This window comes from Streptomyces sp. NPDC044064 (genome assembly GCF_056434245.1).
In genome coordinates this window covers 58,305-84,859 of record NZ_JBWKFN010000034.1, presented here as the reverse complement: position 1 = coordinate 84,859, position 26,555 = coordinate 58,305, and the positions used below count along the sequence as shown (strand labels likewise).

Here is a 26,555-nt window from a genome sequence, read left to right as displayed (position 1 = left end):
GTAGAGCTGAGTAATACACGGCAGTAACACGCCTGAGCGCATGTCCGCCCATTTGTATCTTCCGCCAGACGGAATATTCCGCAGCGAAACAAACCGATAGGATCGCCCCATGCGCCGTTCGAAAATCGTCTGTACTCTCGGCCCCGCGGTCGACTCCCACGAGATGCTCGTCGCCATGATCGAGGCGGGCATGAATGTGGCCCGTTTCAATTTCAGCCACGGCACCCACGCCGAGCACCAGTCGCGGTACGACCGCGTCCGTGCGGCCTCGAAGGAGACCGGCCGGGCCATCGGTGTCCTCGCCGACCTGCAGGGCCCGAAGATCCGCCTGGAGACCTTCGCCGAGGGTCCGGTCGAGCTGGAGCGGGGTGACGAGTTCGTCATCACGACCGAGGACGTGCCGGGCGACAAGCACATCTGCGGTACGACGTACAAGGGGCTGCCGGGCGACGTCTCGCGCGGTGACCAGGTCCTCATCAACGACGGCAACGTCGAGCTGAAGGTCCTGGACGTCGAGGGTCCGCGGGTGCGGACGATCGTCATCGAGGGCGGTGTCGTCTCCGACCACAAGGGCATCAACCTGCCCGGCGCGGCGGTCAACGTCCCGGCGCTGTCCGAGAAGGACATCGAGGACCTGCGCTTCGCCCTCCGCATGGGCTGCGACATGGTCGCACTGTCCTTCGTCCGCGACGCCAAGGACGTGCAGGACGTCCACCGCGTGATGGACGAGGAGGGCCGCCGGGTCCCGGTGATCGCCAAGGTGGAGAAGCCGCAGGCGGTCGAGAACATGGAGGACGTCGTCCTGGCGTTCGACGGCGTGATGGTCGCCCGTGGTGACCTCGCCGTCGAGTACCCGCTGGAGAAGGTCCCGATGGTGCAGAAGCGCCTGGTGGAGTTGTGCCGGCGCAACGCCAAGCCGGTGATCGTGGCGACCCAGATGATGGAGTCGATGATCACCAACTCGCGGCCGACCCGCGCCGAGGCCTCCGACGTGGCCAACGCGATCCTGGACGGTGCCGACGCGGTCATGCTGTCGGCGGAGTCCTCGGTGGGCGCCTACCCGGTCGAGACGGTCAAGACGATGTCGAAGATCGTCACCGCGGCCGAGCAGGAGCTGCTCTCCAAGGGCCTGCAGCCCCTGGTCCCGGGCAAGAAGCCGCGCACCCAGGGTGGTTCGGTCGCCCGCGCGGCCTGCGAGATCGCCGACTTCCTCGGCGGCAAGGGGCTGATCGCCTTCACCCAGTCCGGTGACACGGCCCGCCGCCTGTCCCGCTACCGTGCGGCCCAGCCGATCCTCGCCTTCACCACCGACGAGGGCACCCGCAACCAGCTGACCCTCAGCTGGGGCGTGGAGCCCCACGTCGTCCCCTTCGTCAACACCACCGACGAGATGGTGGACATGGTCGACCAGGAGCTGGCCCAGCTGGGCCGCTTCAACCCCGGCGACACGGTCGTCATCACCGCCGGCTCGCCCCCCGGCGTCCCCGGCACCACCAACATGGTCCGGGTCCACCACGTGGGCGGCGTGAGCAAGTAACGCTCCCCGCAAGGCCTTGTACGACGCCGAGGGCGCCCCCTGTGACAGGGGGCGCCCTCGGCGGTTCATCCGTAATGAGGAAGGCGTGGAGGCTGCAGAGGTCGTGCATGGCCGTGGCCCGGCCCCTCACAAGTGGAGGACCGGGCCACGGCGTGCGGCTCCCGAACGGGTCGAGGGGGTGCTCAGTTGTCGGTGGTGTACACGTGCATGCCGGGCACGTGCAGATCGCCACCGAACTGGGCCGCCTGCGTCACCTTCACGTTGGTGAAGTAGATCAGCGGGATGTTGAGCGGGGGCGGGCTGTCGGGGCTGAACGTCACCGGGATCAGGCCGAACAGGTTGCCCGAGATGCTCTGGGTGTACATCACGGTGTCGCCGTTGCGGATGGTGGACGTCGAGCCACCGGCGGCCTGCACGTGGTAGACCTTGCCGGACTGCTTGTCGTTGACCGTCTGGTGCAGGTCACCGATGTCGGTCCCGCCGGAGATGACGTACTTCAGCACCTTCTTCTTGGTGCCGTTGGCCGTCTTCACCTCGACGATGCCCTGGTAGTCGGCGCCCTTCAGCAGCAGCGAGCTGGCGTTCAGGTACCAGGGCTCGTCCGCCACCGGCACCTTGTTGTCGACACCGCTCACGTCGTCGGTGGCCGCCGGACAGTCGTCCGGGGACGTCGAGGAGCTCGCGGAGGGACTGGGCGTCGCCGACTCGGTCGCGTCCTTGACCGCCTGGGTGGCGTCCCCGGCTGTCTTGGAGACCGTGTCGGTGGTGTTCTTCACCGTGTCCGTGACCGTCTTGGCGGCCTTGGTCGCGGTGTCCTTGACGGTGTCGGCGGCGCCGCCCGTGCCCGAGGAGCCGGACGAGGACGACGTGGCCGGCGACGAGGACTCGGACGCGGACGGCGTCGGGCTCGCGGACGTACCGGAGTCCTTCTTGCCGCCGGTGAGGACGTCACCGATGTCGCCGATCGTGTCGCCGATCGTGTCCAGGATGTTGCCACCGCTGCTCTGGGACGCCGACGGGGCCGGCGTGGCGGTGCTGCCGCCACCGGAGCCCGAGGAGCCGGAGTCCGAGGAGCCGGAGTCCGAACCCGAGCCGGAGGTCGCCGTCGGGGTGGGCGTGGCCTGGTCGCCGGAACCTGAATCCGACGAAGAGGTCTTGCCCGTCGTCTTGCCGGCCTGGGTCTCGGCGGACGCCGTGGGGGTCGGCGTGGCCGTGGCGGTGGACGCGCTCGCGGACGGCGACGGCGAGGCCGTTGCGTCGTCGGAGCCGTCCAGCGCCTTGACGCAGTCCTTGTAGTCCGCGGCCTTCTGGCTGTTGGACGTCGACGGCGTGCTGCCGTTGTCGGCGAGGGCGAGGGTCGAGGTGAAACCCATGCCCATGATGACCGCCGTGGGCATGGCCACGGAAGCTATCGCCTTGCCGCCCGGCATGTGAAATCTGGTGAACAGCGGCTTCCTGGGTGCCGCGTGGCGTGGCCCGGTTCTTGCACGGGACCCGTCCACGTCGGTCCCGCGGGCCACCTCGTCAGCCGGCACTGTGCCTCCCGTTCGCCTCGTTGGCCGGGCTCGTCCCTGACAGGTCGTACGACTCGCTCACCCCGTCCGCGGCCTGCGGCGGCAGCGGTGCGGCTTCGGGGGCTGCGCCCTCGACCGGGCCGGGCCCGGCCTGCGCCTCCGGCTCCGCGCCCGGCACCCACGCCACGGCCATCGCTCCGCCGACGAGGGCGAGCAGGAAGCCCACGATAAAGCCGCCGAAGTTGGATACGGGGAGTGACACCAGCGCCAGCAGGATCGCGGCGACTCCCGCGAACGTCCGTACGTGCTTCTGGAACCAGAGGCTGACGCCCAGCACGATGAGCAGCACGCCGATGATCAGGGAGCCGGCCCCCGCCGTGGTCGCCATCGCCAGCGTCAGATGACCGAGCTGGAGGTGGAAGTACGGGAAGTACATGATCGGAAGGCCGCTGAGCAGGACGTACAGCCCGGCCCAGAACGGACGGGCGCCCCGCCATGCGCGGAACTGCAGCCTCCGGTGGGTGAACTGGCCGGGGTCGGCGGCAGGAGTCTCGGCGCTCATGGAAAACAGCTCCCTGGTGCAGCGTTGCTGTGGTGGTGATGTGTGCCGCGTGTGAAGACGCGGCCGGAGTGCGGGTCGGGCGGGGGTGCCGTCGGCGCCCCCGCCCGATCACCGAGTGCCTAGTAGCACTCGATTCCCTTGCCGTCGCCCTTGTGCAGCGACATGTGCAGACCGCTGAGCTTGAACGTGCCGGCGGTGGTGGCCCACGCCGTCTGCTGCACGCCGGTCAGGTCCGCCGAGTCCGCCTGCTGAGCGAAGCCGAACGGGTTGGCCTGCTCACCGTTGCCCTTCATGCCCGGACCCTTGCTGGCGTCCTTGGCGGCCACACCGATGTCGATGTTGTTGAAGACCGCATCGGCCTTCAGGTCGTCGACGTCGATGTAGAGGTTGTGGGCCTGGACCTTGTCGTGACCCGGGCCGCCGGCCTCCAGACGGAGGGTGATCGACCCGAGGAACGGCACGTCCGGGGTGACCACGGACTGGCACATGTTGGTGATCGTGGCGTCGTTGAACGACGAGACGGCGACCGCGTGGGCCGTCTTCTTCCCGTCGAGCGTGTAGCCGCTGTCGACCGCCCCGTACTGGGCGAAGCCCTCGCCGTGGAGGCTGTCGGCCGTCACCTTGAACTGCTGACCCGAAACGCTGAACGAAGCTGCGAGAGCGCCCTGCGCGAGGGCGACACCTATCGCGGCCGTAGCGGCGACGCTGGGCACCATGACCACAGCGAACCGCTTCCATCTGGTCCCGCCACGCACCTGGGACTCCATATTTCCTCCTTCTCGGACGTACATCTCCTGGCCCGGACTCGCCCCAGTCGGCGGCTCAGCCAGGCAGGGATGGGAGAAGTGCTACGTCCTCGGGAAGGAGAGCGCCTGTACCCGGAGGCGCGAACTGCGCCCGAATCACCGGCGATCACCCCCGAGCGACAACCACTGGTCGCGCCTGACACACATCACGCACAACCTCTGGACAGGCTTCGCCGGCGAGGCGAAGACCCCCCTGCCCTAGAGCCGGCGCCACTGCCGCCGGCTCTGCTCGGTGGGGACCCAGAGTCTCCCGCGACCCGACCGGTTGTCGGGGTACGGGAATGGACCGAGCGTCGCCGATCGTGGTGCATTCTCGCGCCGGACACAAGGGGGTTCGTTACTCGCTAGTAACGGCCGGATAACCGAACAACGACCCGCTGGTCTCGGAAGGCCACCCTGGGTGGCTTCAGGGGGCAGAGCAATGCCATTTATTTCAGGACAAAACCAGACAGGTCAAAGGCCCTGATTTACTGCGAGTAACAGCGGCCGCGATTACCAAGATTTGGTAAAGCGCGGCCGCCCTGGCGCCTCGTCGGCAAATCTTTCACCCCGGCATCACAAGCCGTGGCGTTTAGTAACTGGTCAGAACAGGGCCCGGGCCAGCGCCCGGCGCGCCCCGATCACCCGCGGATCCTCGGGTCCCACGACCTCGAACAGCTCCAGCAGCCGACGCCGCACCGCGTCCCGGTCGTCACCCACCGTGCGCTGCACGGTCTCGATGAGCCGGCCGAAGGCGTCCTCCACATGACCGCCCACCAGGTCGAGGTCGGCGGCCGCGATCTGCGCGTCCGCGTCGCCCGGCTTCTCGGCGGCCTCCTTGCGCACCTGCTGCGGGTCCGCGCCCTGCACCCGCTGGAGCAACTCGGCCTGCGCGAGACCGAGGTTGGCCTCCGTGTTGCCCGGGTCGTCGGCCAGTACGTTCTTGTACGCCTGGATCGCCCCGCCCAGGTCGCCCGCGTCCAGCGCCTGCACGGCGGCCTCCAGCAGGGCGTCGTACGGGCCGGCCGGCACCTCGCGCTCGACGACGGCGCCGGGCTGCGCATCCGGGTCGACGGTCAGGCCGGTCAGCCCGAAGCGCTGCTCCGCGACCTGCACCAGCTGGTCGAGGGTCTGCCGGATCTGCTGCTCCGCGGCGGCACCCTGGAAGAGCGGCAGCGCCTGCCCGGCGACGACCGCGAACACGGCGGGGATGCCCTGCACCCCGAACTGCTGCATCAACATCTGGTTGGCGTCGACGTCGATCTTGGCGAGCAGGAAGCGCCCGTCGTACTCGACGGCCAGTCGCTCCAGGACCGGGCTCAGCTGCTTGCAGGGCTGACACCACTCGGCCCAGAAGTCGATGACGACGGGGACTTCGGCGGAGCGCTGCAGGACATCGCGCTCAAAGCCGGCTTCGTCGACGTCGATGACGAGGTCGGCCGGAGAGACGGCCCCCGCGCCGCCCTGGCGGGCGGCTTCGGCGCGCGCCTGCTCGGCCTTGCTCTTGGCCTCCTGGGCCGCCTTCACCGCGGCGAGGTCGACGACGCCGCTCATGGACATGTTCCGTGGCTGCATGCGTCTATCCTCCCCCGTTCCCGCGTATGAATGAAAAAGCGTTGTGGTCGGCGCCGGGGTCCCCACCCCACGCCGGCCGTCGTCGCCCGTGTACGTCCCTCACGAGCTTTCGCTACGAGTCGTAGCGTAATGGCACGGGGGGTCGCCGCGACACCACACCCCGGTGATCTCCCTCACGGCAGCACGGAAACGGCCGGTTATGGTCGTGGGATGCAGAGCCGCACCCCCGCCAGCCGTACCGGACGTCCGCGCAGCGCCGCCGCTGACGCCGCGATCCTTGCGGCCACGCGCGCGGCGCTGGTGGAACTCGGCTGGTCCAAGCTCACTCTCGGAGACGTGGCGACGCGGGCCGGGGTTGCAAAGACGACGCTCTACCGTCGCTGGGCCGGCAAACACGAACTGGTGGTCGACGCGGTCGCCGAACTCTTCGACGAACTGGAACTGCCCGACCGCGGCAGCCTGGCCGCCGACATCGAGGGCGTGGTCCTGCAGTTCGCGTCGATCCTGGACCGCCCGGAGGCCCGCAGCGGCCTGATGGCGGTGGTTGCGGAGTCGACCCGGGACGACGACCTGCGGGAACGTATCCGCGCCTCCATCGTGGACCGCCAGATGCGCCTGGTCCTGGAGGGCCGCGCCCGCGCCCAGCGCCGCGGGGAACTGCCCCCGGAGCCGGACCCCCTGGAATCCGCCCGAACGGGGGACCTCATCTTCGACATGGTCGCGGGTGCGGTGGTCCACCGCACCCTGGTGAGCGGCAAGCCGGCGGACGAGGAATGGGTCCGGAGCTTCACCCGGGTACTGCTGACGGGCCTCGCGTCCCAGGAGTGAGCCCGTCTCGGGACGGGTGGACAAGAGAACGGGCGTACCACGGGGCGGGGCCCCTGGTACGCCCGTACGAGGCGACGGCGCCTAGAAGCCGGCGGGCTCCGTGTACACCCCCCACTCCTCCCGCAGCACGCCGCAGATCTCACCGAGGGTCGCCTCGGCCCGTACCGCGTCCAGCATCGGCTCGATCATGTTCGCGCCGGAGCGAGCCGCAGCCAGCATCTCGTCCAGCGCTCCCCGGACCGCCGCCTCGTCCCGCGCGTCCTTCCGGGCGCCCAGCTCCCGGACCTGCTCCCGCTCCACCTCATGGCTGACCCGCAGGATCTCCAGGTCCCCGGTCACCGAGCCGGTGTTGACATTGACGCCGACGACCTTCTTCTCACCCTTCTCCAGCGACTGCTGGTACCGGAACGCGGACTCCGCGATCTCCCCGGTGAACCAGCCGTCCTCGATCCCGCGCAGGATTCCGGAGGTGATCGGCCCGATCGGGTGTCGCCCGTCCGGGTGAGCCCTGAGCCCCCGCTCCCTGATCTGCTCGAAGATCTTCTCCGCGTCCGCCTCGATCCGGTCCGTCAGCTGCTCGATGTACCACGAACCGCCCAGCGGGTCGGCCACGTTGGCGACCCCGGTCTCCTCCATCAGCACCTGCTGCGTCCGCAGGGCGATCTCCGCGGCCTGCTCGCTCGGCAGCGCGAGGGTCTCGTCCAGGGCGTTGGTGTGCAGCGAGTTGGTCCCGCCGAGCACGGCGGCGAGCGCCTCCACGGCGGTACGCACCACGTTGTTGTACGGCTGCTGCGCGGTCAGGGAGACACCGGCGGTCTGCGTGTGGAACCGCAGCCACTGCGCCTTCTCGCTCTTCGCCCCGTACACGTCCCGCATCCAGCGGGCCCAGATGCGCCGGGCCGCACGGAACTTGGCGATCTCCTCGAAGAAGTCGAGGTGGGCGTCGAAGAAGAAGGACAATCCTGGTGCGAACACGTCCACGTCGAGCCCGCGCGAGAGTCCCAGCTCCACGTACCCGAACCCGTCGGCGAGGGTGTACGCCAGCTCCTGTGCGGCCGTGGCCCCGGCCTCACGGATGTGGTAGCCGGAGACGGAGAGCGGCTTGTAGGCGGGGATGCCGGCGGCGCAGTACTCCATGAGGTCGCCGATGAGGCGCAGATGGGGCTCCGGCTGGAAGAGCCACTCCTTCTGCGCGATGTACTCCTTGAAGATGTCGGTCTGGAGGGTCCCGTTGAGCACCCCCGGATCCACACCCTGCCGTTCGGCGGCGACCAGGTACATGCAGAAGACGGGGACGGCGGGCCCGCTGATGGTCATCGACGTCGTGACCTCACCGAGCGGGATGTCCTTGAACAGGACCTCCATGTCGGCGGCCGAGTCGATCGCCACCCCGCAGTGCCCGACCTCGCCCAGCGAGCGCGACTCGTCGGAGTCGCGGCCCATCAGGGTCGGCATGTCGAAGGCCACACTCAGACCCCCGCCGCCGGCGGCGAGGATCATCTTGTAGCGCTCGTTGGTCTGCTCGGCGTTGCCGAACCCGGCGAACTGGCGGATCGTCCAGGTGCGGCCCCGGTAGCCGGTCGGATGGAGCCCGCGCGTGAAGGGGTACTCCCCGGGCCAGCCGATCCTCTCGAATCCCTCGTACGTGTCACCCGGTCGGGGGCCGTACACCGGCTCCACGGGATCGCCGGAGAGCGTGGTGAAGTCTGCGTCGCGCTTGCGCGCGGCGTCGTATCGGGCCTGCCAGCGTCGGCGGCCTTCCTCGATGGCGTGAGCGTCCATACCATCGAATTTACTTGGACGTCCTAGTAAATGTCGATGGGCAACCGCCGTACGGGGGTCGTACGGCGGTGGAACCGCAGCGGATCGCGGCGGGAACTACGCCTTGGCGACGGCCGGGGCCGGCTCGGTGACCTTGGCCTCCAGCTCGCGGCTGATCTTCCGCTCGACGAAGAAGGCGGCCGTCGGGATCGTCCCCGCCAGCAGCACCCACAGCTGCTTGCCGACCGGCCACTTCGCCTTGGAGCCCAGGTCGAAGGCGAAGACCAGGTAGACGACGTACAGCCAGCCGTGCGCGATGGCGACGACCCGGGTGAAGTCGGCGGCACCGTCGACGTCCATCCCGTACTTGGCGATCATGCTCAGGCACAGCAGGACCAGCAGCACACCGGTGACGTAGGCCAGGACGCGGTAGCGGGTCAGCACGCTCTTCTTCATGCGGTCGAGCGTAACCGTCCGTTCCGGGAGATCTTGCCCCGGGTCACTCCTCGTCGAAGTCGTGTGCCGAGATCCGCAGCGGACGCAGCATCGCGAAGATCTCCGCGCATTCCTCGGCGTCGTAGGCCCCGAGGCCGAAGTCCATCGCCATCAGGTCGCGGGTGGCCGCGTCGACCACCTCGCGGCCCTTGTCGGTGATGACGGCGAGCGTGCCACGGCCGTCGTTGGGGTTGGGGCGCTTGGCCACCAGGCCGGACCGCACCAGCCGGTCCACGGTGTTCGTCACGGACGTGGGGTGCACCATCAGCCGCTCGCCGATCTTGGACATCGGCAGCTCACCGGCCTTGGAGAAGGTGAGCAGCACCAGCGCCTCGTAGCGCGCGAAGGTCAGTCCGTACGGCTTGACCACCGCGTCGACCTCGGCCAGCAGGATCTGCTGGGCCCGCATGATCGAGGTGATCGCGGCCATCGAGGGCACGTTTCCCCAGCGCTGCTTCCAGAGCTCGTCGGCACGGGCGATGGGGTCGAAGGGGAGGCTGAGAGGCTTCGGCACGTCATCAGACCCTACCGGCCGGTCATATGCCGGTCAGCCCCGTCTCGGTCTTCGGTCGCCCGGCCGGCACTCCGGTGATGCCCGTCACGACGATCCGGCGAAGATACGTCACGTTTCGTCACGGAAAGCGGCTCAATGTGCATCCGGTGGTCAGCGGCGGCCGGTGCGGCGCAGGTGGTGGCGGACCGCGCGCTGGGCGACCGGGCCCAGCTCCTCCAGGGCCGCGACCAGCGCGCCCAGCTGCTCCAGGGCGTCCAGGGCCGCGTGCGCGCCGGCCTCGTCCACGCCCTCGTACAGCTCCATGCCGACGAAGCAGGCGGCGACGGCGCGGGCCAGACCCGTCGGGTCGGCGAACCCGTCTAAGGGAGTCGAGGCGAGCACCCGGCGCAGCACCTGCTCGATCTCGGCGATCCACAGGTCGAGGCCGGCGGCTGTGGCCGGACCGAGGACGGCGTGGGTCTGGGCGCCCGCCAGGAGCTGGCCGAGGAGGGTGACGTGCCCGCCGGCCCGCTCCTGCTCGTGTATCTCCCGGCCGACGGCGAGCAGGTCGGAGAGGGAGGCCACGGAGGCGAGCCGGCCGCGGTGCCGCGCCACGGACTTCTCGGCGCCGTAGCGGCAGGCGGCGGCGAGCAGCTCGTCGACCGAGCCGAAGTGATAGAAGACCAGCGCCTGGTTGACCCCGGCCGCGGAGGCCACCGTACGGGCCGACGTCCTGGCGATGCCCAGCTCGGTGAGCGTGCGCAGCGCGCCCTCCAGGAGCCGGGTCTTGGTCTCCTGGGCCTTCACCGTCTCCGGGGTCATGCGCGCGTCTCCTCCCGTACGGCGAGGCTGCGGTCGCCCCGGGGGCCGAGCACTGTCCGGGGGGCGAAGCCGCGGGAGCGGCCGGGCAGGTCGAAGGTGCGCACGAGGGTCACCGTCTCACGGCCGAGGGGGTCGGCGTACGGCATGTTCTCGATCACGACGGGGATGTCCCGGCCGGTGCGGACCTCCCCGCTCGCCGGACCCGCCGGGGAGCGGCGCGCCGGGATCACCCGTGCTTCTCCAGGGTCAGGGTGCGCAGGAGGCGGGGGGTGCGGGCCTGGGTGACCGGGGCGCGCAGGCAGCGGCGGGCGGCCGGGGTGCAGGCGAGCGGCGCCTTGAGGAGGGCGAGCGAGAGCGCGATCATCAGCAGCAGCGGGCACAGGAAGGCCGCGGTCGCCGCGAACGGGCCGAAGACGCGGATGCCGGGCTCCAGGCCCAGACCGGACAGGCACGCCGTGAGCACCAGCGCGCGCACGGCCAGCTCGGTCAGCCAGTTGGCCAGGGCGCGCTCGGGGGTGATGCCGCGCTCCAGCCACAGCCGCAGCCGGTCGAAGGACCAGGCGGTGGCCCAGCCCATCAGCGGCCGGAACACCAGCCGGTCGGCGAGCACGCCGAAGGCGCCCCAGCGGGGGCGGTAGTCGTAGCCGGTGAGGAAGCGGACGCCCTGCGCCTCGGGCACGTAGCGCCAGTAGCCGCTGCCCTCGGCGGGCAGGGAGAAGGGGTGCGCCGAGGCGAAGCGCAGGGCGGCGGTGCGGGTGCCGTCGGGACGCTCCTTCTCGCCCGCGGCGACGCCGGAGCCGGACACCGTCAGGAACGGCAGCACACGCGCGGCGTACCGGAAGCGCTGCGGTTCGCCCTCAGTCCGCGGGAGGCAGTCGATCTCGCTCACCCGCAGGTCCCAGCGCAGGTGCTGGGCGGGGTCCTGGGTGCGCGCCCAGAGATCGTCCAGGTCGGTGCGGATATGCGTCTCTATGTAGAGACCCATGGTGTTCCCCCACGTCAGAGTGGCGCTTGAGCGACTGCTCAAACTGTCTGGGTGGGAAAGTACCCCCCTTTGAGCGACCGCTCAAAGAAAGCGGTTGACAAAACCCCGGTCCTTGAGGGCCGGGGTTCTGTGCGCGGGTCGGCCGGTGTTCAGCCGGCCAGGTGCCGCTCGACGGTCTCGACCTTGGAGGTGAGCCCGTCGGTCACGCCGGGCCGGATGTCGGCCTTGAGGACGAGGGACACGCGCGGTGCCCGCTCCTCGACTGCGGCCACGGCCCGCTTGATCACGTCCATGACCTCGTCCCACTCCCCCTCGACGGAGGTGAACATCGCGTCGGTGCGGTTGGGCAGGCCCGACTCGCGCACCACACGGACGGCGTCGGCGACGTACTCCCCCACGTCCTCGCCGACACCCAGCGGTGTCACGGAGAAGGCGACGATCATGCGTTCACGGCGCCTTCCTTGCGGGCGCGGGCCGCGATGACGGCGTCCTCGGCCTCACGGCGCAGCGAGCGCTCGATGATGAAGCCGCCGCCCGGGATGATCGAGTACGCGAAGTAGAGGGCGGCCTTGCCCTTGGCCCACTTGGTGCGGTTCCAGGCGTCCGCCCAGAAGAGCACGTAGAGGATGAACAGCACGCCGTGGATCGGGCCCAGCACCGGTGCGACGTCGAAGCCCGAAGCGACCGTGTACTTGATGATCGTGCAGGTCGCGAGAACGATCCAGGAGATGCCCTCCGGCACGGAGATCAGACGGAGGCGGCGGATGGCGGATGCTGTCTTGAGGTCCACGGGTCACCTTCGGTGGGAGTGTCGCTGAGGGCGCGGTCACTTGGTGATCGGCTTGCTGATCGGCTTGGCGGTCCGCTTTGTGAACGGAAGCACAAGCGCTCGCCCATTGTGGCAAACGGCGCCCCTAGGGGTGCGCTCAGGGTCGCTCTCCACCCGCGGGCCCTGTTCCGCCCACCCGTGGCGCCGCTACTTTCGCAGCGTGGCGACGTTCCGGCTCCAAGGGAGCAAGGTGCTCGCCGTCGACATGACCGGGGACGCCGTGAAGGCGAAGAACGGCTCGATGGTCGCGTACGACGGGCAGATGGCCTTCAAGAAGCTGAGTGGTGGTGGCGAGGGGCTGCGCGGGATGGTGACCCGGCGGCTCACCGGCGAGCAGATGACGGTGATGGAGGTGAGAGGCCACGGGACGTGCTGGTTCGCGGACCGTGCGTCGGAGATCAACCTGGTCGGCCTCCAGGGCGACAAGCTCTACGTCGAGTCGAGCAATCTGCTCGCGACGGACGCCGGGCTGCGGACGGGCACGACGTTCACCGGGCTGCGCGGCGCCTCGCAGGGCAACGGGCTGTTCACGACGACCGTCGAGGGACACGGCCAGGCGGCGATCGTCTCCGACGGCCCGGCCGTGGTGCTGCGGGTCAGCCCGCAGTACCCCCTGACCGTCGACCCGGGCGCCTACATCGCCCACCAGGGGAACGTACGGCAGTCCTTCCAGTCCGGTGTGACGTTCCGCACGTTCTTCGGGGAGGGCGGCGGCGAGGCCTTCCAGATCCGCTTCGAGGGCGACGGACTGGTCTATGTGCAGCCGAGCGAGCGGAACACGATCGCGGGGGACCTGTGAGATGAGCTTCCGGGAGATCAACTCCAAGATGGTCGAGGCGATCGTGCAGCCCGGCCGACGGCTGTACAGCCAGCGCGGCGCCATGCTCGCGTACAAGGGGGACGTGTCCTTCACGCCCAATCTCCAGGGCGGCCAGGGCGGGCTGATGTCCATGCTCGGGCGGCGGGTGGCCGGCGAGGCGACCCCGCTGATGACCGTCGAGGGCAGCGGCACCGTCTTCTTCGGGCACGGCGGCCACCACGTGCACGTCATCGGCCTTACCGGCGACACCCTGTACGTCGAGGCCGACCGGCTGCTCGCCTTCGAGGGCACCCTGCAGCAGGGCACGATGTTCATGGGCTCGCAGGGCGGGGTCATGGGCCTGGTCCGGGGCCAGGTCACCGGGCAGGGCCTGTTCACCACCACCCTCCAGGGGCACGGATCGGTGGCCGTGATGGCGCACGGCGGCGTCTTCGAGATCCCCGTCACACCCCAGCGCCCGGTCCATGTGGACCCGCAGGCGTACGTCGCCCACCACGGTGACGTGCGCAACAAGCTGTCCACGGCGCTCGGCTGGCGCGACATGGTGGGCCGCGGCTCCGGCGAGGCGTTCCAGCTGGAGCTGAGCGGCAGCGGCACGGTCTACGTCCAGGCCTCGGAGGAGAAGCTGTGAGCGCGTACGGAGCCCCCGGCGGCCCGGTGGTGCACGACCCGATGACGCTGCCCGTCGACGACAACGTGAACAGGTACACCTTCTGCGTCGAGCTCAAGAGCGGACAGTGGTTCCTGCAGAAGGGGAAGATGATCGCCTACTACGGGGCGATCGAGTTCAACGGCATCGGGCACGGCCGACTCGACCGACTTGTCCGTTCGTCGTTCCATTCGCCACTGCACGCGAGCGACTGGGTCGTGGCGCAGGGCTCGGGCAAGATGCTGCTGGCCGACCGGGCCTTCGACGTCAACTCCTACGACCTGGACGACGGGAACTTGACCATTCGCGCGGGCAACCTGCTCGCTTTTCAGCCAAGTCTCGCGCTCAAACAGTCGATCGTTCCAGGTTTTCTGACCCTTATCGGAACCGGAAAGTTTGTGGCCGCATCTAACGGTCCGGTGGTGTTCATGGAACCTCCGATCCGGGTGGACCCCCAGGCGCTGGTCGGGTGGGCCGACTGCCCGTCACCGTGTCACCACTACGACCACGGGTACCTGACGGGCGTGATGGGCGGTCTACGTGCAATGACGGGCCTGGGCGGAGCTTCCGGCGAGGAGCACCAGTTCGAGTTCGTGGGCGCCGGGACGGTCCTGCTGCAGTCGAGCGAGACCCTGATGGCCGAGCCGGCGACGGGTGCGGTTCCGCCCGAACCGGGGGTGCCCGGCGGTGGCGGAGCGACACCGTCCGGACACGGTCCGCAATCGGCGGGCGTACCGCGCCTTCCCGGACAGCTGGGGGACCTCCAGCGTCGCTTCGGGCTGTGAGCGGTAGTCTGCGGAGTGTGACGTCGAACGCGTGCGCACAGTCACACCACCCGAAGTAGTTCGTCATTCAACTTCTTAGGTAGACTTCATTCATGGAGACCGAGACGGCCACGCGCTGGCTGACCGATGCGGAGCAGTGCGCCTGGCGCACCCACCTGGAGGTCAACAGGCTGTTGACGTACCAGCTCGAAAAGGATCTGCAGCCGTTCGGCCTGACTATGAACGACTACGAGATCCTCGTGAACCTGTCCGAGTCGGAAGACGTACGGATGCGGATGAGCGATCTGGCCTCCGCGACACTGCAGTCCAAGAGCCGGCTCTCGCACCAGATCACGCGGATGGAGAACGCGAACCTGGTGCGCCGCGAGAACTGCGAGTCCGACCGGCGGGGTCTGTTCGCCGTGCTGACGGACCACGGCATGGAGACGATGAAGAAGGTCGCGCCGCATCACGTGGCGTCGGTGCGGAAGCACTTCATCGATCTGCTGTCGCCGGAGGCGTTGATAGAGCTGGACAAGGGACTGAAGCCGATCGCCGACCATCTGAGGGGGCAGCGGGGGCGCCCCTGAGGCTCTCCGGGAACCTCAGGGAGCAGCAGCTGGGCGGGGGTGGGGCGCGCGACCCGGCGTCAACGGCCCACCCGCGCCGCCTGGGGGTCCCCCCAGGCCCTTGAGGCACCGAGGGAGGCACGGCCGCCCGCAGCCACGGCGGCGACCAGGGCGGTCCCGCCCGCCAGAGCGAAGCACAGTGCCAGCGGCATGCGGCCGATCAGCATCCCCGTCACCAGCGCTCCCCCCGAGCTCCCCGCGTTCACCCCGGTGTTCACCCATGCCCCGGCCCGGGTTCGGGCACCCTCCGCCGCGCTCTCGTCGGCGAGGAGATAGGCCGTCGTCAGGGCCGGAGCGATGAACGCGCCCGCGCAGGCCATGGCCGCCGTGAGGGTCCACAGGTCCGGTGCGAGCCCCGCGGCGGCGATCGTCACGCCGAGGCCCGCCGCGAAGCGGCACAGCCTGGCCCGGGCGGGCGTACGCCACCGCACGGCCCCGTTGACCAGCCCGCCCACCGCGCTGCCCGCCGAGAGCGCGCCCAGCACCCAGGGCACCAGGGCGTTGTCGTACGACCGTTCGGCGGCGAAGGCCAGCACCAGCAGTTCGACGCCACTGAGGGTCAGCCCGACGCCCGTGGCCACGGCAACCGGGGGCAGCAGGCCGCGGACGCCGCCGAGGCCCTTCCCGCGGGGCGCGGGACGTGGTCCGGGCATCGTCGGGGACGTCACGAACGCGCAGGTACCGGCGGTGTTCAGCAGCGCGCTCAGCAGGATGCCGGAGGCCGGCGGCGCACATCCCACCAGCACGCCGACCAGCGCCGGACCGGAGACGAACAGCAGTTCCTCGGCGACGCCGTCGAGGCTGTAGGCACGCGGCAGCAGGCTCCGGTCGGTGACCAGCTCGGCCCACAGGGCGCGCATGGTGGGACCCAGTGGGGGTGCGCAGGCGCCGGCGAGGACGGCGGCCACGGCGATGAGGGGCGCCGGTGCCCCGGGCCGCCAGGTGAGGGCTGCCAGAACGCACAGAAAAGTGCCGTGGAGGGCGGCCATCGGGAGCAGGGCCCGGCGCGGACCGTGCCGGTCGACCAGGGACGCCCGCAGGGGCATCAGGAAGACCGTCGCGCCGCCGAACAGGGACATCACGACACCGGAGACGGCGTAGGACCCGGTGGCGCGGGCGACGGAGAGCAGGACGGCCAGGGAGACCGTGCCGTAGGACAGGCGTGCCACCAGGGCGGCGCCGAAGGTGCGGCGCGCGTGCGGGACACGCAGGACGGCGGCGTACGAGGGCCGCGCCAGGTGCGTGGACAACGCTGGAGTTCCTCTGCGTGAGGCGGAGAAGGGACACCGGAGGGACACGGCAGCCTGTTGTCAGGCCCCGCGATCCGGTGCGCTCTACGCCAAGGAGAGGGACATGCCGGTCAACCTAGCAGCAGCTCGCCCGAGTCGACGACCGAATTGAACGGGCGAGCGGGCGGGTGCACGACCGGGCCGACGCCCTTCGGCCCCCGGTCCTCAGCCCTCGGTGAGCCCCGTCACCAGTTCGTCCGCCGCGCGGTACGGGTCCAGTTCGCCCGCCACGATGCGTTCCGCGAGGGTGCTCAGGCGGCGGTCGCCGTGGAGGTCGCCGATGCGTTCGCGCAGGGCCGTGACCGCGATGGTCTCCACCTCGCGGGCCGCGCGTACCCGGCGGCGCTCGTCGAGGACGCCGTGCTCCTCCATCCAGGCGCGGTGCTTCTCCAGGGCCTCGACCACCTCGTCGACGCCCTCGGCGCGGGCCGCGACCGTCTTGACGATGGGCGGGCGCCAGTCGCCGGGACCGCGGGCCTCGCCCAGGCCCAGCATGTGGTTCAGCTCGCGGGCGGTGGCGTCGGCACCGTCCCGGTCCGCCTTGTTGACGACGTAGACGTCGCCGATCTCGAGGATGCCGGCCTTCGCCGCCTGGATGCCGTCACCCATGCCGGGGGCCAGCAGGACCACCGAGGTGTCCGCCTGGGAGGCGATCTCCACCTCCGACTGGCCCACACCGACCGTCTCGACCAGGATCACGTCGCAGCCCGCCGCATCCAGGACACGGATCGCCTGGGGCGCGGCCCAGGCGAGCCCGCCGAGGTGGCCGCGCGTGGCCATGGAGCGAATGTAGACGCCGGGGTCGGAGGCGTGGTCCGACATGCGCACCCGGTCGCCGAGCAGGGCGCCGCCGGAGAACGGGGACGACGGGTCGACGGCCAGGACGCCGACCCGCCTGCCCTGCTTGCGGTACGCCGTGACGAGCGCGGAGGTCGAGGTCGACTTGCCGACACCGGGCGAACCGGTCAGACCAACCACGTAGGCGTTGCCGGTCAGCGGAGCCAGCGCCGCCATGACCTCCCTGAGCTGCGGGGACGCCCCCTCCACCAGGGAGATGAGCCGGGCCACGGCCCGCGGCCGGCCTTCCCTGGCCTGGGCCACCAGAGAGGAGACGTCCTGCATCAAACAGCTCCGTTCACTTCACAGACGTAACTGAAAATCAGGCCTTCGGTACGCGCACGATCAGTGCGTCGCCCTGACCGCCGCCACCGCACAGCGCGGCCGCGCCGACGCCGCCGCCCCGGCGCCTCAGCTCCAGCGCCAAGTGGAGCACGACACGGGCGCCGGACATACCGATGGGGTGGCCCAGTGCGATGGCGCCACCGTTGACGTTCACCTTTTCCGTGGAAACGCCGAGGTCCTTCATTGACTGCACGGCGACCGCCGCGAAGGCCTCGTTGATCTCGATGAGGTCCAGGTCGGAGACCTCCAGGCCCTCCTTCTTCAGGGCGTGCTGGATGGCGTTGGACGGCTGGGACTGCAGCGAGTTGTCCGGCCCGGCCACGTTGCCGTGGGCGCCGATCTCGGCGAGCCACTCCAGGCCCAGCTCCTCGGCCTTGGCCTTGCTCATCACGACCACGGCCGCCGCACCGTCCGAGATCTGGGAGGAGGAGCCGGCGGTGATCGTGCCGTCCTTGGCGAAGGCCGGGCGCAGCTTGGCCAGGGACTCCACGGTGGTGTCACCGCGGATGCCCTCGTCCTTGCTGAAGACGACCGGCTCGCCCTTGCGCTGCGGGATCTCGACCGGGGTGATCTCGGCCTCGAAGACGCCGTTCTTCTGCGCGGCGGCGGCCCGCTGGTGGGACAGGGCGGCGATCTCGTCCTGCTCGGGGCGCCGGATGCCGAGGCGCGTGTTGTGCTTCTCCGTCGACTCGCCCATGGCGACGCCCTCGAAGGAGTCGGTCAGGCCGTCGTAGGCCATCGCGTCGAGCATCTCCACCGCGCCGTACTTGAAGCCCTCGCGGGACTTCGACAGCAGGTGGGGGGCGTTGGTCATGGACTCCTGGCCGCCCGCGACCACGATGTCGAACTCGCCCGCGCGGATCAGCTGGTCGGCGAGGGCGATCGCGTCCAGACCGGAGAGACACACCTTGTTGATGGTGAGCGCCGGGACGTTCATCGGGATGCCGGCCTTGACCGCGGCCTGGCGGGCCGGGATCTGCCCCGCCCCGGCCTGGAGCACCTGCCCCATGATCACGTACTGCACCTGGTCGCCGCCGATCCCCGCACGGTCGAGGGCGGCCTTGATCGCGAAGCCGCCGAGGTCGGCTCCGGAGAAGGACTTCAGCGAGCCCAGCAGTCGCCCCATGGGCGTACGGGCGCCCGCGACGATCACCGAGCTGGTCGTTCCAGAAGACATGAGCTGCGATCCCCTTCCAGCTGCAAAAAGCCGAGGAGTGAACGAGGGTTTACTTCGAATGTACTGAGTGGCACTCCGTGCCGTCATCGGCCCGTCGGTGTGATCGCGCGCACGTTGCGTAACCACCTCCGTAGCGCTGCACTGAATCCATGCTGACGCGAATCGACCACATCGGGATCGCCTGTCACGACCTCGACGCCACCGTCGAGTTCTACAAGGCCACCTACGGCTTCGAGGTGTTCCACACCGAGGTCAACGAAGAGCAGGGCGTGCGGGAGGCCATGCTCAAGATCAACGAGACGTCCGACGGCGGCGCCTCCTACCTCCAGCTGCTGGAGCCGACCCGCGAGGACTCCGCGGTCGGCAAGTGGCTGGCGAAGAACGGGGAGGGCGTCCACCACATCGCTTTCGGTACGGCAGATGTGGACGGGGACTCCGAGGAGATCCGCGGCAAGGGCGTACGCGTTCTGTACGACGAGCCACGACGCGGCTCCATGGGGTCGCGGATCACCTTCCTGCACCCCAAGGATTGTCACGGTGTCCTGACAGAACTGGTCACTTCGGCCCCGGTTGAGTCGCCCGAGCACTGACCCACGTACATAAGGGCCGGTAGGGTTGGGGGCGGTCGTCGCCACAACCGGGACGACCGCATGCCGGGGTCCGGGTTTCGGGGGACGAGCGTCGGGGCGGCAGCCCGTGCTCCGCCGTTGATCTGACACCATTCCCCGGGGGCCCCGTTCGGCGGATGGACGGTGCTCGTTGGAGAAGCTGACCAGGGGACGGATGGGACCGCGCAGTGCGGGGCTACGAGAGCCAGGAGCGAGAGCCGGCGGCTGACGTCGACCACCTCTCTCGGTTCGAGGCCGAGATGAAGCGGCTGAAGACCGAGCGGGAAAAGGCGATCCAGCACGCCGAGGACCTCGGCTACCAGGTCGAGGTGCTGCGCGCCAAGCTGCACGAGGCGCGGCGCACTCTGATGACCCGGCCCGCCTATGACGGCGGTGACATCGGTTATCAGGCCGAGCAATTGCTCCGTAATGCCCAGATCCAGGCCGACCAGCTGCGCCAGGACGCCGAGCGGGAGCTGAGCCAGGCCCGGGCGCAGACCCAGCGCATCCTGCAGGAGCACGCCGAGCAGGCCGCCCGGCTCCAGGCCGAGCTGCACCAGGAGGCGGTCACCCGCCGGCAGCAGCTGGACCAGGAACTGGCCGAGCGCCGGCAGACCGTCGAGTCGCACGTCAACGAGAACGTGGCGTGGGCCGAGCAGCTGCGTGCCCGCAGCGAGTCGCAGGCCCGGCGGCTCCTCGACGAGTCCCGCACCGAGGCCGATCAGGCCATGACCGCCGCCCGGACCGAGGCCGAACGGGTGACGAACGAGGCCCGGCAGCGGCTGCAGAACGACGCCGAGACGGCACGTGCCGAGGCCGAGCAGATCCTGCGCCGCGCCCGCACGGACGCCGAGCGGCTGCTGAACGCCGCCTCCACGCAGGCGCAGGAGGCCACCGACCACGCCGAGCAGCTGCGCAGCTCCACCGCCAACGAGTCGGACGCCGCCCGCCGGCAGGCCACCGAGCTGAGCCGGGCCGCCGAGGAGCGCATGGCGCAGGCCGAGGAGGCGCTTCGCAAGGCGCAGTCCGAGGCCGAGAAGCTGGTCACGGAGGCCGAGCAGGCCGCCGCCAAGACCCTGTCGAGCGCCGAGGCCGCCAACGAGACCCGTACGCGTACGGCCAAGGAGCAGGTCGCCCGACTGGTCAGCGAGGCCACCAAGGAGGCCGAGACCACCAAGGCGGACGCCGAGCAGCTGGTCGCGGACGCCCGTGCCGAGGCCGAGAAGATCGTCGCAGAGGCCTCGGAGAAGGCCCGCACGATCACCGCCGAGGAGAGCGCGACCCAGCTGTCCAAGGCCGCCAAGACCGCCGAGGACGTCCTCAACAGGGCCTCCGAGGAGGCCAAGAACACCACCAAGGCCGCCGCCGAGGAGGCCGAGCGGATCCGCACGGAGGCCGAGGCCGAGGCGGACCGGCTGCGCGCCGAGGCGCACGACATCGCCGTTCAGCTCAAGGGCGCGGCGAAGGACGACACCAAGGAGTACCGCGCCAAGACGGTCGAGCTGCAGGAGGAGGCCCGCCGGCTGCGCGGCGAGGCCGAGCAGCTGCGTGCCGACGCGGTGGCCGAGGGCGAGTCCATCCGCGCCGAGGCCCGCCGCGAGGCCGTGGTGCAGATCGAGGAGGCGGCGAAGTCCGCCGAGGAGCTGCTGGCCAAGGCCAAGGCCGACGCCGACGAGCTGCGGCAGAAGGCGACCACGGACAGCGAGAAGGTCCGCACCGAGGCCATCGAGCGGGCCACGGCGCTGCGCCGGCAGGCCGAGGAGACCCTGGACCGCACTCGCAAGGAGGCCGAGCGGCTCCGCGAGGAGGCCGGTGAGCAGGCCGAGACGGTCAGGTCGGACGCCGAGCAGGCCGCGCGTGAGCTGCGCGAGGAGACCGAGCGCGGGGTCGAGGCCCGGCGCGCCGAGGCCGCCGAGGAACTGACCCGGCTGCAGACGGAGACCCAGGAGCGGCTGGCGGCGGCCGAGCAGGCGCTCGTCGACGCCCGCGAGGAGGCTGCCCGGATCCGCCGGGAGGCCGCCGAGGAGACCGAGCGGCTACGCGCCGAGGCCGCCGAGCGGATCCGTACGCTCCAGCAGCAGGCCGAGGCCGAGGCCGACCGGCTGCGTACGGAGGCCGCGTCCGACGCGTCCGCCTCGCGCGCCGAGGGCGAGGCCATCGCCGTACGCCTGCGTTCGGAGGCCGCCGTCGAGGCCGAGCGGCTCAAGGCCGAGGCCCAGGACACCGCCGACCGGGTCCGTGCGGAGGCCCAGGCCGCCGCCGAGCGGCTCGGCACGGAGGCGTCCGAGACGCTGGCCGCCGCACAGGAGGAGGCCGCCCGGCGCCGCCGCGAGGCCGAGGAACTGCTCGGTGCCGCGCGGTCCGAGGCCGACCAGGAGCGCGAGCGGGCCCGCGAGCAGAGCGAGGAGCTGCTGGCCTCGGCGCGCAGGCGCGTGGAGGACGCGCAGACCGAGGCGACCCGGCTGGTCGAGGAGGCCGACCGGCGCGCCACCGAGATGGTGTCCGCCGCCGAGCAGCACGCGCAGCAGGTGCGGGACTCGGTCACCGGGCTGCACGAGCAGGCGCAGGAGGAGATCACCGGGCTGCGCTCGGCCGCCGAGCACGCGGCGGACCGTACCCGCAGGGAGGCCGAGGAGGAGGCGGACCGGGTCCGCGCCGACGCCTACGCCGAGCGGGAGCGGGCGAGCGAGGACGCATCGCGGGTCCGGCGCGAGGCGAGCGAGGAGGCGGAGGCCGCCAAGGCGCTCGCCGAGCGTACGGTCACCGAAGCGCTCGCGGAGTCCGAGCGGCTGCGCTCGGACGCGTCCGCGCACGCCCAGCGGGCGCGCACGGAGGCGTCGGACGCGCTCGCCGAGGCCGACCAGGCCGCGTCGCGCACCCGGGCGGACGCCCGCGAGGACGCCAACCGCATCCGCTCGGACGCGGCGACGCAGGCGGACACGCTCATCACCGAGGCGCGCAGCGAGGCGGAGCGGCTCCAGACGGAGACGGTCGCCGAGGCGGACCGGGTCCGTGCCGAGGCCCTCGCGGGCGCCGAGCAGCTGATGGCGGACGCCACCGACGACGCGGAGCGGCTGCGCGCCGAGGCCGCCGAGACGGTCGGCTCGGCCCAGCAGCACGCGGAGCGGCTGCGGGGCGAGGCCGAACGGCTGCGGGCGGACGCGGAGGCGGCGGCCGAGCGGCTCGTCAACTCGGCGCGCGAGGAGTCCGAGCGGACCCTCGACGAGGCCCGCAAGGACGCCAACAAGCGGCGCTCGGAGGCGGCCGAGCAGGTCGACACGCTCATCACGGAGACCACGGCCGAGGCGGACAAGCTGCTCACCGAGGCCCAGCAGCAGGCGCTGAAGACCACCGCGGACGCGGAGTCGCAGGCCGACACGATGGTGGGCGCGGCCCGCAGCGAGGCCGACCGGCTGGTCTCCGAGGCGACCGTCGAGGGCAACTCGCTGGTCGAGAAGTCCCGTACCGACGCGGACGAGCTGCTGGTCGGTGCCCGCCGGGACGCGACCGCCATAAGGGAACGCGCACAGGAGCTGCGCGACCGCATCACGACCGAGATCGAGGAGCTGCACGAGCGGGCCCGCCGCGAGGCCGCCGAGACCATGAAGTCCACCGGCGACCGCTGCGACGCGCTGATCAAGGCGGCCGAGGAGCAGCTGGCCAAGGCGCAGGCGAAGGCCAAGGAGCTGGTGTCGGATGCCAACTCCGAGGCGGGCAAGGTCCGGATCGCCGCCGTCAAGAAGGCGGAGGGTCTGCTCAAGGAGGCCGAGCAGAAGAAGGCGTCCTTGATCAAGGAGGCCGAGGAGCTGAAGGGCGAGGCGATCCGCGAGGCCAGGCGCACGGTCGAGGAAGGAAAGCGCGAACTGGAGATCCTGGTGCGCCGGCGCGAGGACATCAACGCCGAGATCTCGCGTGTCCAGGACGTGCTGGAGGCGCTGGAGTCCTTCGAGGCGCCGTCGGCCGGCAAGGACGGCGGAGTCAAGGCGGGCGCCAGCGTGGGAGCCCCCCGATCGGGTGGCAAGCCGTCGGACGGCTAGCGGGCGGCACGGATTCCGGTGCCTTGTGGGGGCTTTGTCCCGGTCTTTGGCAAGCCGTCCCGCGGTCAGCCACTCAAAAGAGGTGTCATTCTCCAGATCAAACACGTATCCGCTCGATGACACACCGCTTCGGCCCCTAGGATTCCCCCTATCACCTCACCGGTCTCTTTCGACAGGAACCCCATGAGCGACACTTCCCCCTACGGCTTCGAGCTTGTGCGGCGTGGGTACGACCGCGCTCAGGTGGACGAACGAATCTCCAAGCTCGTCTCCGACCGTGACAGCGCTCTCGCCCGCATCACCGCTCTGGAAAAGCGCATCGAGGAGCTCCACCTCGAGACGCAGAACGCCCAGGCCCAGGTGACCGACGCCGAGCCGTCGTACGCCGGTCTCGGTGCGCGTGTCGAGAAGATCCTGCGCCTCGCCGAGGAAGAGGCCAAGGATCTGCGCGAGGAGGCCCGGCGCGCGGCCGAGCAGCACCGCGAGCTGGCCGAGTCGGCGGCCCAGCAGGTGCGCAACGACGCAGAATCGTTCGCTGCGGAGCGCAAGGCCAAGGCCGAGGACGAGGGCGTCCGGATCGTCGAGAAGGCCAAGAGTGACGCCTCCCAGCTGCGTTCCGAGGCGCAGAAGGACGCGCAGTCCAAGCGTGAGGAGGCGGACGCCCTCTTCGAGGAGACCCGCGCCAAGGCCGCGCAGGCCGCCGCCGACTTCGAGACGAACCTCGCCAAGCGCCGCGAGCAGTCCGAGCGCGACCTGGCCTCCCGCCAGCAGAAGGCCGAGAAGCGCCTCGCCGAGATCGAGCACCGCGCCGAGCAGCTCCGCCTGGAGGCGGAGAAGCTGCGCACGGACGCCGAGCGCCGCGCCCGCCAGACGGTGGAGACGGCCCAGCGTCAGGCCGAGGACATCGTGGCCGACGCCAACGCCAAGGCCGACCGCATCCGCTCGGAATCCGAGCGCGAGCTCGCGGCCCTCACCAACCGCCGCGACAGCATCAACGCCCAGCTGACGAACGTCCGCGAGATGCTCGCCACGCTGACCGGCGCCGCGGTGGCCGCGGCCGGCTCCCCCGTCGAGGACGAGCCGATCTCCCGGGGCGTTCCGGCGCAGCAGTCCCGCTAGTCACGGGCAGTCGTACGACGCCGTGAGGGGCGGTGGGACCCTGTCCCGCCGCCCCTTCCGCATGCCCTGGCGGAGCCCCCGCCGCCAGAACCGCCGCCCCGGCCCACACCGCGCCCGGCCCCCTGCGCGATCTGCTGTCCTCAACCACTTCCACCCCGCCCGTGTTCTGTTTTCCGGCGCTCCCCAGCGCCGCCCCCGTTGATCATGGGAGCTGGAGCATAACCCGCCGGCCGGGGCCCACGGACTCCCTGCGACCGCCCGAGTGGCAGCCGCCCAACACCCGTCTTAGCGTGGCCGCATGATCGAGCTGGCGGGGCTGACCAAGCGGTACGGCGAGAAGCTGGCGGTCGACAGCCTCACCTTCACGGTCAGGCCGGGCATCGTCACCGGGTTTCTCGGGCCCAACGGCGCCGGCAAGTCCACGACCATGCGGATGATCCTCGGGCTGGACCGGCCCACCGCCGGGGACGTCCGGATCGACGGGCTGCACTACGCCCAGCTGAAGGACCCGCTGACGTACATCGGGGCGCTGCTGGACGCGAAGGCCGTGCACGGCGGGCGCACCGCGTTCAACCATCTGCTGTGTCTCGCGCAGAGCAACGGGATCCCGAGGCGGCGGGTGGACGAGGTGCTCGACGTCGTCGGGCTCACCGCCGTGGCCCGCAAGAAGGCCAAGGGGTTCTCGTACGGGATGGGCCAGCGGCTCGGGATCGCCGCCGCGCTGCTCGGTGATCCGCGGATCCTGATGTTCGACGAGCCCGTCAACGGGCTCGACCCCGAGGGCATCCACTGGATCCGGAACCTGATGAAGTCGCTGGCCGCGCAGGGGCGGACCGTGTTCGTCTCGAGTCATCTGATGAGCGAGATGGCGCTGACCGCGGATCATCTGGTGGTCATCGGGCAGGGGCGGCTGCTCGCCGACACCTCCATGAGGGACTTCGTCCGGCAGAACGCGCGCAGTTATGTACGTATCCGTTCTCCGCAGCGTGAACGGCTGCTGGACGTGCTGCACGAGGACGGCATCACCGTCGTGGAGGCGGGCGGCGCCGCGCTGGAGGTGGCGGGCGGCAAGGCCGAGCGGATCGGGGAGCTGGCCACGCGGTACGGGATCGTGCTGCACGAGCTGAGCCCGCAGCAGGCATCGCTGGAGGAGGCGTTCATGCAGCTGACGGCGGAGTCGGTGGAGTACCACGCGCACGCCGCGCCCGCTCCCGCCCCGCAGGACCGGGGCGCCGGCTGGAAGGGGGCCTGAGGCCCGTGGCAGCCCATCAGGTCGTCCGTTCGGAATGGACCAAGATCCGGTCCGTCGCCTCCACGGTGTGGACACTGTCGCTCGCCGTGGTGGTCACACTCGCCCTCGGGACGCTCATCTCCGCGCTGTCGAGGAGCCAGTACGAGAACATGCCGCTGCGCGAGCGGCTCTCCTTCGACCCGACGGTCATCAGCTTCGCGGGCATGACCCTCGGCCAGCTCGCCATGATCGTGTTCGGGGTGCTCGTCGTCTCCAACGAGTACAGCACCGGCATGATCCGCGTCTCACTGGCCGCCGTGCCCAGGCGCGGCACCTTCCTGTTCAGCAAGATCGCCGTGGCGGGCGGGCTCGCCCTGGCCGTCGGGATGGTCACCAGCTTCGCCGCCTTCTTCCTCGGGCAGGCGATGCTCGGCGGCCTCGGCACCCGTATCGACGCCCCCGGCGTACTGCGCGCGGTGATCGGCGGCGGGCTCTACATGGCCCTCATCGCGATGTTCTCCATGGGCATCGCCACGATGCTGCGCTCCCCCATGCTGTCGCTCGGCATCCTGATGCCGTTCTTCTTCCTGATCTCCAACATCCTCGGCAACGTCGACGCCACGAAGAAGGTCGGCCGCTTCCTGCCCGACCAGGCCGGGAGCCGGATCATGCAGGTGGTGCCGAGGATCGGCGACGACACGCCCTACGGCCCCTGGGGCGGGCTGGGGATCATGGCACTGTGGGTGATCGCCGCGGTCGCGGGCGGTTACGTCCTGCTGCAGCACCGGGACGCCCAGTAGGCGTCCGGGCCACGTTCCGCATCACCTCGGCTTTACTTACTCTTGGGCGGAACCGTCAGCGCCC

Annotated in this window: 25 protein-coding genes and 1 pseudogene; 11 read left to right on the top strand and 15 right to left on the bottom strand. The window is 70.4% G+C overall.

What is annotated here, in order from left to right:
* Positions 1 to 109 precede the first annotated feature (109 nt).
* Positions 110 to 1,537 carry a pyruvate kinase gene (pyk, locus tag AC07DS_RS38620; RefSeq protein WP_479153183.1) on the top strand — a complete coding sequence of 476 codons (1,428 nt, stop codon included), beginning with the start codon at positions 110 to 112 and terminating at the stop codon, positions 1,535 to 1,537.
* 182 nt (positions 1,538 to 1,719) lie between these two features.
* Here the strand turns inward: pyk and AC07DS_RS38615 are convergent, their stop codons facing one another.
* From AC07DS_RS38615 to AC07DS_RS38600, 4 genes are all read right to left on the bottom strand, one after another.
* On the bottom strand, positions 1,720 to 3,072 hold the full coding sequence (locus AC07DS_RS38615; protein ID WP_479153182.1) for a hypothetical protein: 1,353 nt from the start codon (positions 3,070 to 3,072) through the stop codon (positions 1,720 to 1,722).
* Positions 3,062 to 3,613 (bottom strand): DUF6114 domain-containing protein, encoded by a 552-nt coding sequence (locus AC07DS_RS38610; protein WP_479153181.1) that lies wholly within the window; start codon positions 3,611 to 3,613, stop codon positions 3,062 to 3,064. Before AC07DS_RS38610 ends, AC07DS_RS38615 begins: the two co-directional genes overlap by 11 nt.
* Positions 3,614 to 3,732: 119 nt before the next feature.
* Positions 3,733 to 4,380, bottom strand: a complete 648-nt coding sequence (locus tag AC07DS_RS38605; RefSeq protein WP_479153180.1) for a DUF6230 family protein — start codon at positions 4,378 to 4,380, stop codon at positions 3,733 to 3,735.
* Between the two features lie 621 nt (positions 4,381 to 5,001).
* Positions 5,002 to 5,973 carry a tetratricopeptide repeat protein gene (locus AC07DS_RS38600; protein WP_479153179.1) on the bottom strand — a complete coding sequence of 324 codons (972 nt, stop codon included), beginning with the start codon at positions 5,971 to 5,973 and terminating at the stop codon, positions 5,002 to 5,004.
* Positions 5,974 to 6,183: 210 nt separating this feature from the next.
* Here AC07DS_RS38600 and AC07DS_RS38595 point away from each other — a divergent pair, with 210 nt between their 5' ends.
* A complete protein-coding gene (locus tag AC07DS_RS38595) occupies positions 6,184 to 6,801 on the top strand; it encodes a TetR/AcrR family transcriptional regulator (RefSeq protein WP_479153178.1) in 618 nt (205 codons plus the stop codon).
* Positions 6,802 to 6,882: 81 nt separating this feature from the next.
* Here the strand turns inward: AC07DS_RS38595 and AC07DS_RS38590 are convergent, their stop codons facing one another.
* The 8 genes and pseudogenes from AC07DS_RS38590 to AC07DS_RS38555 all read right to left on the bottom strand — a co-directional run bounded on the left by AC07DS_RS38590 (position 6,883) and on the right by AC07DS_RS38555 (position 12,147).
* Positions 6,883 to 8,583, bottom strand: coding sequence for an acyl-CoA mutase large subunit family protein (locus AC07DS_RS38590; protein WP_479153177.1), 1,701 nt, complete (start codon positions 8,581 to 8,583; stop codon positions 6,883 to 6,885).
* 96 nt (positions 8,584 to 8,679) lie between these two features.
* Positions 8,680 to 9,018, bottom strand: coding sequence for a DUF3817 domain-containing protein (locus AC07DS_RS38585; protein ID WP_479153176.1), 339 nt, complete (start codon positions 9,016 to 9,018; stop codon positions 8,680 to 8,682).
* Positions 9,019 to 9,061: 43 nt separating this feature from the next.
* The gene (locus tag AC07DS_RS38580) at positions 9,062 to 9,571 is read right to left on the bottom strand and encodes a MarR family winged helix-turn-helix transcriptional regulator (RefSeq protein ID WP_393469612.1); all 510 of its coding nucleotides are present in this window, start codon (positions 9,569 to 9,571) and stop codon (positions 9,062 to 9,064) included.
* 150 nt (positions 9,572 to 9,721) lie between these two features.
* Positions 9,722 to 10,372, bottom strand: coding sequence for a TetR/AcrR family transcriptional regulator (locus tag AC07DS_RS38575; RefSeq protein ID WP_479153175.1), 651 nt, complete (start codon positions 10,370 to 10,372; stop codon positions 9,722 to 9,724).
* A gap of 23 nt (positions 10,373 to 10,395) precedes the next feature.
* A pseudogene (locus AC07DS_RS38570) lies at positions 10,396 to 10,554 on the bottom strand (DUF4166 domain-containing protein); the annotation flags it as partial.
* Positions 10,555 to 10,598: 44 nt separating this feature from the next.
* On the bottom strand, positions 10,599 to 11,357 hold the full coding sequence (locus AC07DS_RS38565) for a hypothetical protein (RefSeq protein ID WP_479153174.1): 759 nt from the start codon (positions 11,355 to 11,357) through the stop codon (positions 10,599 to 10,601).
* A 149-nt stretch (positions 11,358 to 11,506) separates the two neighbouring features.
* Positions 11,507 to 11,800 carry an MTH1187 family thiamine-binding protein gene (locus tag AC07DS_RS38560; protein ID WP_386578940.1) on the bottom strand — a complete coding sequence of 98 codons (294 nt, stop codon included), beginning with the start codon at positions 11,798 to 11,800 and terminating at the stop codon, positions 11,507 to 11,509.
* Positions 11,797 to 12,147, bottom strand: a complete 351-nt coding sequence (locus tag AC07DS_RS38555; protein WP_479153173.1) for a DUF3817 domain-containing protein — start codon at positions 12,145 to 12,147, stop codon at positions 11,797 to 11,799. The genes AC07DS_RS38560 and AC07DS_RS38555 overlap by 4 nt, the downstream gene beginning before the upstream one ends.
* 244 nt (positions 12,148 to 12,391) lie before the next feature.
* Here AC07DS_RS38555 and AC07DS_RS38550 point away from each other — a divergent pair, with 244 nt between their 5' ends.
* From AC07DS_RS38550 to AC07DS_RS38535, 4 genes are all read left to right on the top strand, one after another.
* Complete coding sequence (locus AC07DS_RS38550) at positions 12,392 to 12,985, top strand: AIM24 family protein (protein WP_479153227.1); 594 nt, start codon at positions 12,392 to 12,394, stop codon at positions 12,983 to 12,985.
* A gap of 1 nt (position 12,986) precedes the next feature.
* Complete coding sequence (locus AC07DS_RS38545) at positions 12,987 to 13,637, top strand: AIM24 family protein (RefSeq protein WP_479153172.1); 651 nt, start codon at positions 12,987 to 12,989, stop codon at positions 13,635 to 13,637.
* Between the two features lie 41 nt (positions 13,638 to 13,678).
* Positions 13,679 to 14,440, top strand: coding sequence for an AIM24 family protein (locus AC07DS_RS38540; protein ID WP_479153171.1), 762 nt, complete (start codon positions 13,679 to 13,681; stop codon positions 14,438 to 14,440).
* Between the two features lie 92 nt (positions 14,441 to 14,532).
* A complete protein-coding gene (locus AC07DS_RS38535; protein ID WP_479153170.1) occupies positions 14,533 to 15,009 on the top strand; it encodes a MarR family winged helix-turn-helix transcriptional regulator in 477 nt (158 codons plus the stop codon).
* A 59-nt stretch (positions 15,010 to 15,068) separates the two neighbouring features.
* Here AC07DS_RS38535 and AC07DS_RS38530 read toward each other — a convergent pair whose 3' ends face one another.
* The 3 genes from AC07DS_RS38530 to AC07DS_RS38520 form a co-directional block, all read right to left on the bottom strand.
* Positions 15,069 to 16,298, bottom strand: a complete 1,230-nt coding sequence (locus tag AC07DS_RS38530; protein ID WP_479153169.1) for an MFS transporter — start codon at positions 16,296 to 16,298, stop codon at positions 15,069 to 15,071.
* 204 nt (positions 16,299 to 16,502) lie between these two features.
* Complete coding sequence (gene meaB / locus AC07DS_RS38525; RefSeq protein WP_479153168.1) at positions 16,503 to 17,459, bottom strand: methylmalonyl Co-A mutase-associated GTPase MeaB; 957 nt, start codon at positions 17,457 to 17,459, stop codon at positions 16,503 to 16,505.
* A gap of 37 nt (positions 17,460 to 17,496) precedes the next feature.
* Complete coding sequence (locus AC07DS_RS38520) at positions 17,497 to 18,696, bottom strand: acetyl-CoA C-acetyltransferase (protein WP_479153167.1); 1,200 nt, start codon at positions 18,694 to 18,696, stop codon at positions 17,497 to 17,499.
* 149 nt (positions 18,697 to 18,845) lie between these two features.
* Between AC07DS_RS38520 and mce the strand changes: the two genes are divergently transcribed.
* The 5 genes from mce (at position 18,846) to AC07DS_RS38495 (ending at position 26,491) form a co-directional block, all read left to right on the top strand.
* Positions 18,846 to 19,286, top strand: a complete 441-nt coding sequence (gene mce / locus AC07DS_RS38515) for a methylmalonyl-CoA epimerase (protein ID WP_145883619.1) — start codon at positions 18,846 to 18,848, stop codon at positions 19,284 to 19,286.
* Between the two features lie 206 nt (positions 19,287 to 19,492).
* On the top strand, positions 19,493 to 23,341 hold the full coding sequence (gene scy / locus AC07DS_RS38510) for a polarized growth protein Scy (RefSeq protein ID WP_479153166.1): 3,849 nt from the start codon (positions 19,493 to 19,495) through the stop codon (positions 23,339 to 23,341).
* Between the two features lie 183 nt (positions 23,342 to 23,524).
* Positions 23,525 to 24,460, top strand: coding sequence for a cellulose-binding protein (locus tag AC07DS_RS38505; RefSeq protein WP_479153164.1), 936 nt, complete (start codon positions 23,525 to 23,527; stop codon positions 24,458 to 24,460).
* A 298-nt stretch (positions 24,461 to 24,758) separates the two neighbouring features.
* Positions 24,759 to 25,712 carry an ATP-binding cassette domain-containing protein gene (locus AC07DS_RS38500; RefSeq protein ID WP_479153162.1) on the top strand — a complete coding sequence of 318 codons (954 nt, stop codon included), beginning with the start codon at positions 24,759 to 24,761 and terminating at the stop codon, positions 25,710 to 25,712.
* Positions 25,713 to 25,717: 5 nt separating this feature from the next.
* A complete protein-coding gene (locus AC07DS_RS38495; RefSeq protein WP_479153159.1) occupies positions 25,718 to 26,491 on the top strand; it encodes an ABC transporter permease in 774 nt (257 codons plus the stop codon).
* The last annotated feature ends 64 nt before the right edge of the window (positions 26,492 to 26,555 follow it).

Bases quoted from the DNA above. Each gene is read 5' to 3' on its own strand.
- pyk (WP_479153183.1), top strand. From the start codon at position 110: ATGCGCCGTTCGAAAATCGTCTGTACTCTCGGCCCCGCGGTCGACTCC.
- AC07DS_RS38610 (WP_479153181.1), bottom strand. From the start codon at position 3,613: ATGAGCGCCGAGACTCCTGCCGCCGACCCCGGCCAGTTCACCCACCGG.
- AC07DS_RS38605 (WP_479153180.1), bottom strand. From the start codon at position 4,380: ATGGAGTCCCAGGTGCGTGGCGGGACCAGATGGAAGCGGTTCGCTGTG.
- AC07DS_RS38600 (WP_479153179.1), bottom strand. From the start codon at position 5,973: ATGCAGCCACGGAACATGTCCATGAGCGGCGTCGTCGACCTCGCCGCG.
- AC07DS_RS38595 (WP_479153178.1), top strand. From the start codon at position 6,184: ATGCAGAGCCGCACCCCCGCCAGCCGTACCGGACGTCCGCGCAGCGCC.
- AC07DS_RS38590 (WP_479153177.1), bottom strand. From the start codon at position 8,583: ATGGACGCTCACGCCATCGAGGAAGGCCGCCGACGCTGGCAGGCCCGA.
- AC07DS_RS38585 (WP_479153176.1), bottom strand. From the start codon at position 9,018: ATGAAGAAGAGCGTGCTGACCCGCTACCGCGTCCTGGCCTACGTCACC.
- AC07DS_RS38575 (WP_479153175.1), bottom strand. From the start codon at position 10,372: ATGACCCCGGAGACGGTGAAGGCCCAGGAGACCAAGACCCGGCTCCTG.
- AC07DS_RS38565 (WP_479153174.1), bottom strand. From the start codon at position 11,357: ATGGGTCTCTACATAGAGACGCATATCCGCACCGACCTGGACGATCTC.
- AC07DS_RS38560 (WP_386578940.1), bottom strand. From the start codon at position 11,800: ATGATCGTCGCCTTCTCCGTGACACCGCTGGGTGTCGGCGAGGACGTG.
- AC07DS_RS38550 (WP_479153227.1), top strand. From the start codon at position 12,392: ATGACCGGGGACGCCGTGAAGGCGAAGAACGGCTCGATGGTCGCGTAC.
- AC07DS_RS38545 (WP_479153172.1), top strand. From the start codon at position 12,987: ATGAGCTTCCGGGAGATCAACTCCAAGATGGTCGAGGCGATCGTGCAG.
- AC07DS_RS38540 (WP_479153171.1), top strand. From the start codon at position 13,679: ATGACGCTGCCCGTCGACGACAACGTGAACAGGTACACCTTCTGCGTC.
- AC07DS_RS38535 (WP_479153170.1), top strand. From the start codon at position 14,533: ATGGAGACCGAGACGGCCACGCGCTGGCTGACCGATGCGGAGCAGTGC.
- meaB (WP_479153168.1), bottom strand. From the start codon at position 17,459: ATGCAGGACGTCTCCTCTCTGGTGGCCCAGGCCAGGGAAGGCCGGCCG.
- AC07DS_RS38520 (WP_479153167.1), bottom strand. From the start codon at position 18,696: ATGTCTTCTGGAACGACCAGCTCGGTGATCGTCGCGGGCGCCCGTACG.
- mce (WP_145883619.1), top strand. From the start codon at position 18,846: ATGCTGACGCGAATCGACCACATCGGGATCGCCTGTCACGACCTCGAC.
- AC07DS_RS38505 (WP_479153164.1), top strand. From the start codon at position 23,525: ATGAGCGACACTTCCCCCTACGGCTTCGAGCTTGTGCGGCGTGGGTAC.
- AC07DS_RS38500 (WP_479153162.1), top strand. From the start codon at position 24,759: ATGATCGAGCTGGCGGGGCTGACCAAGCGGTACGGCGAGAAGCTGGCG.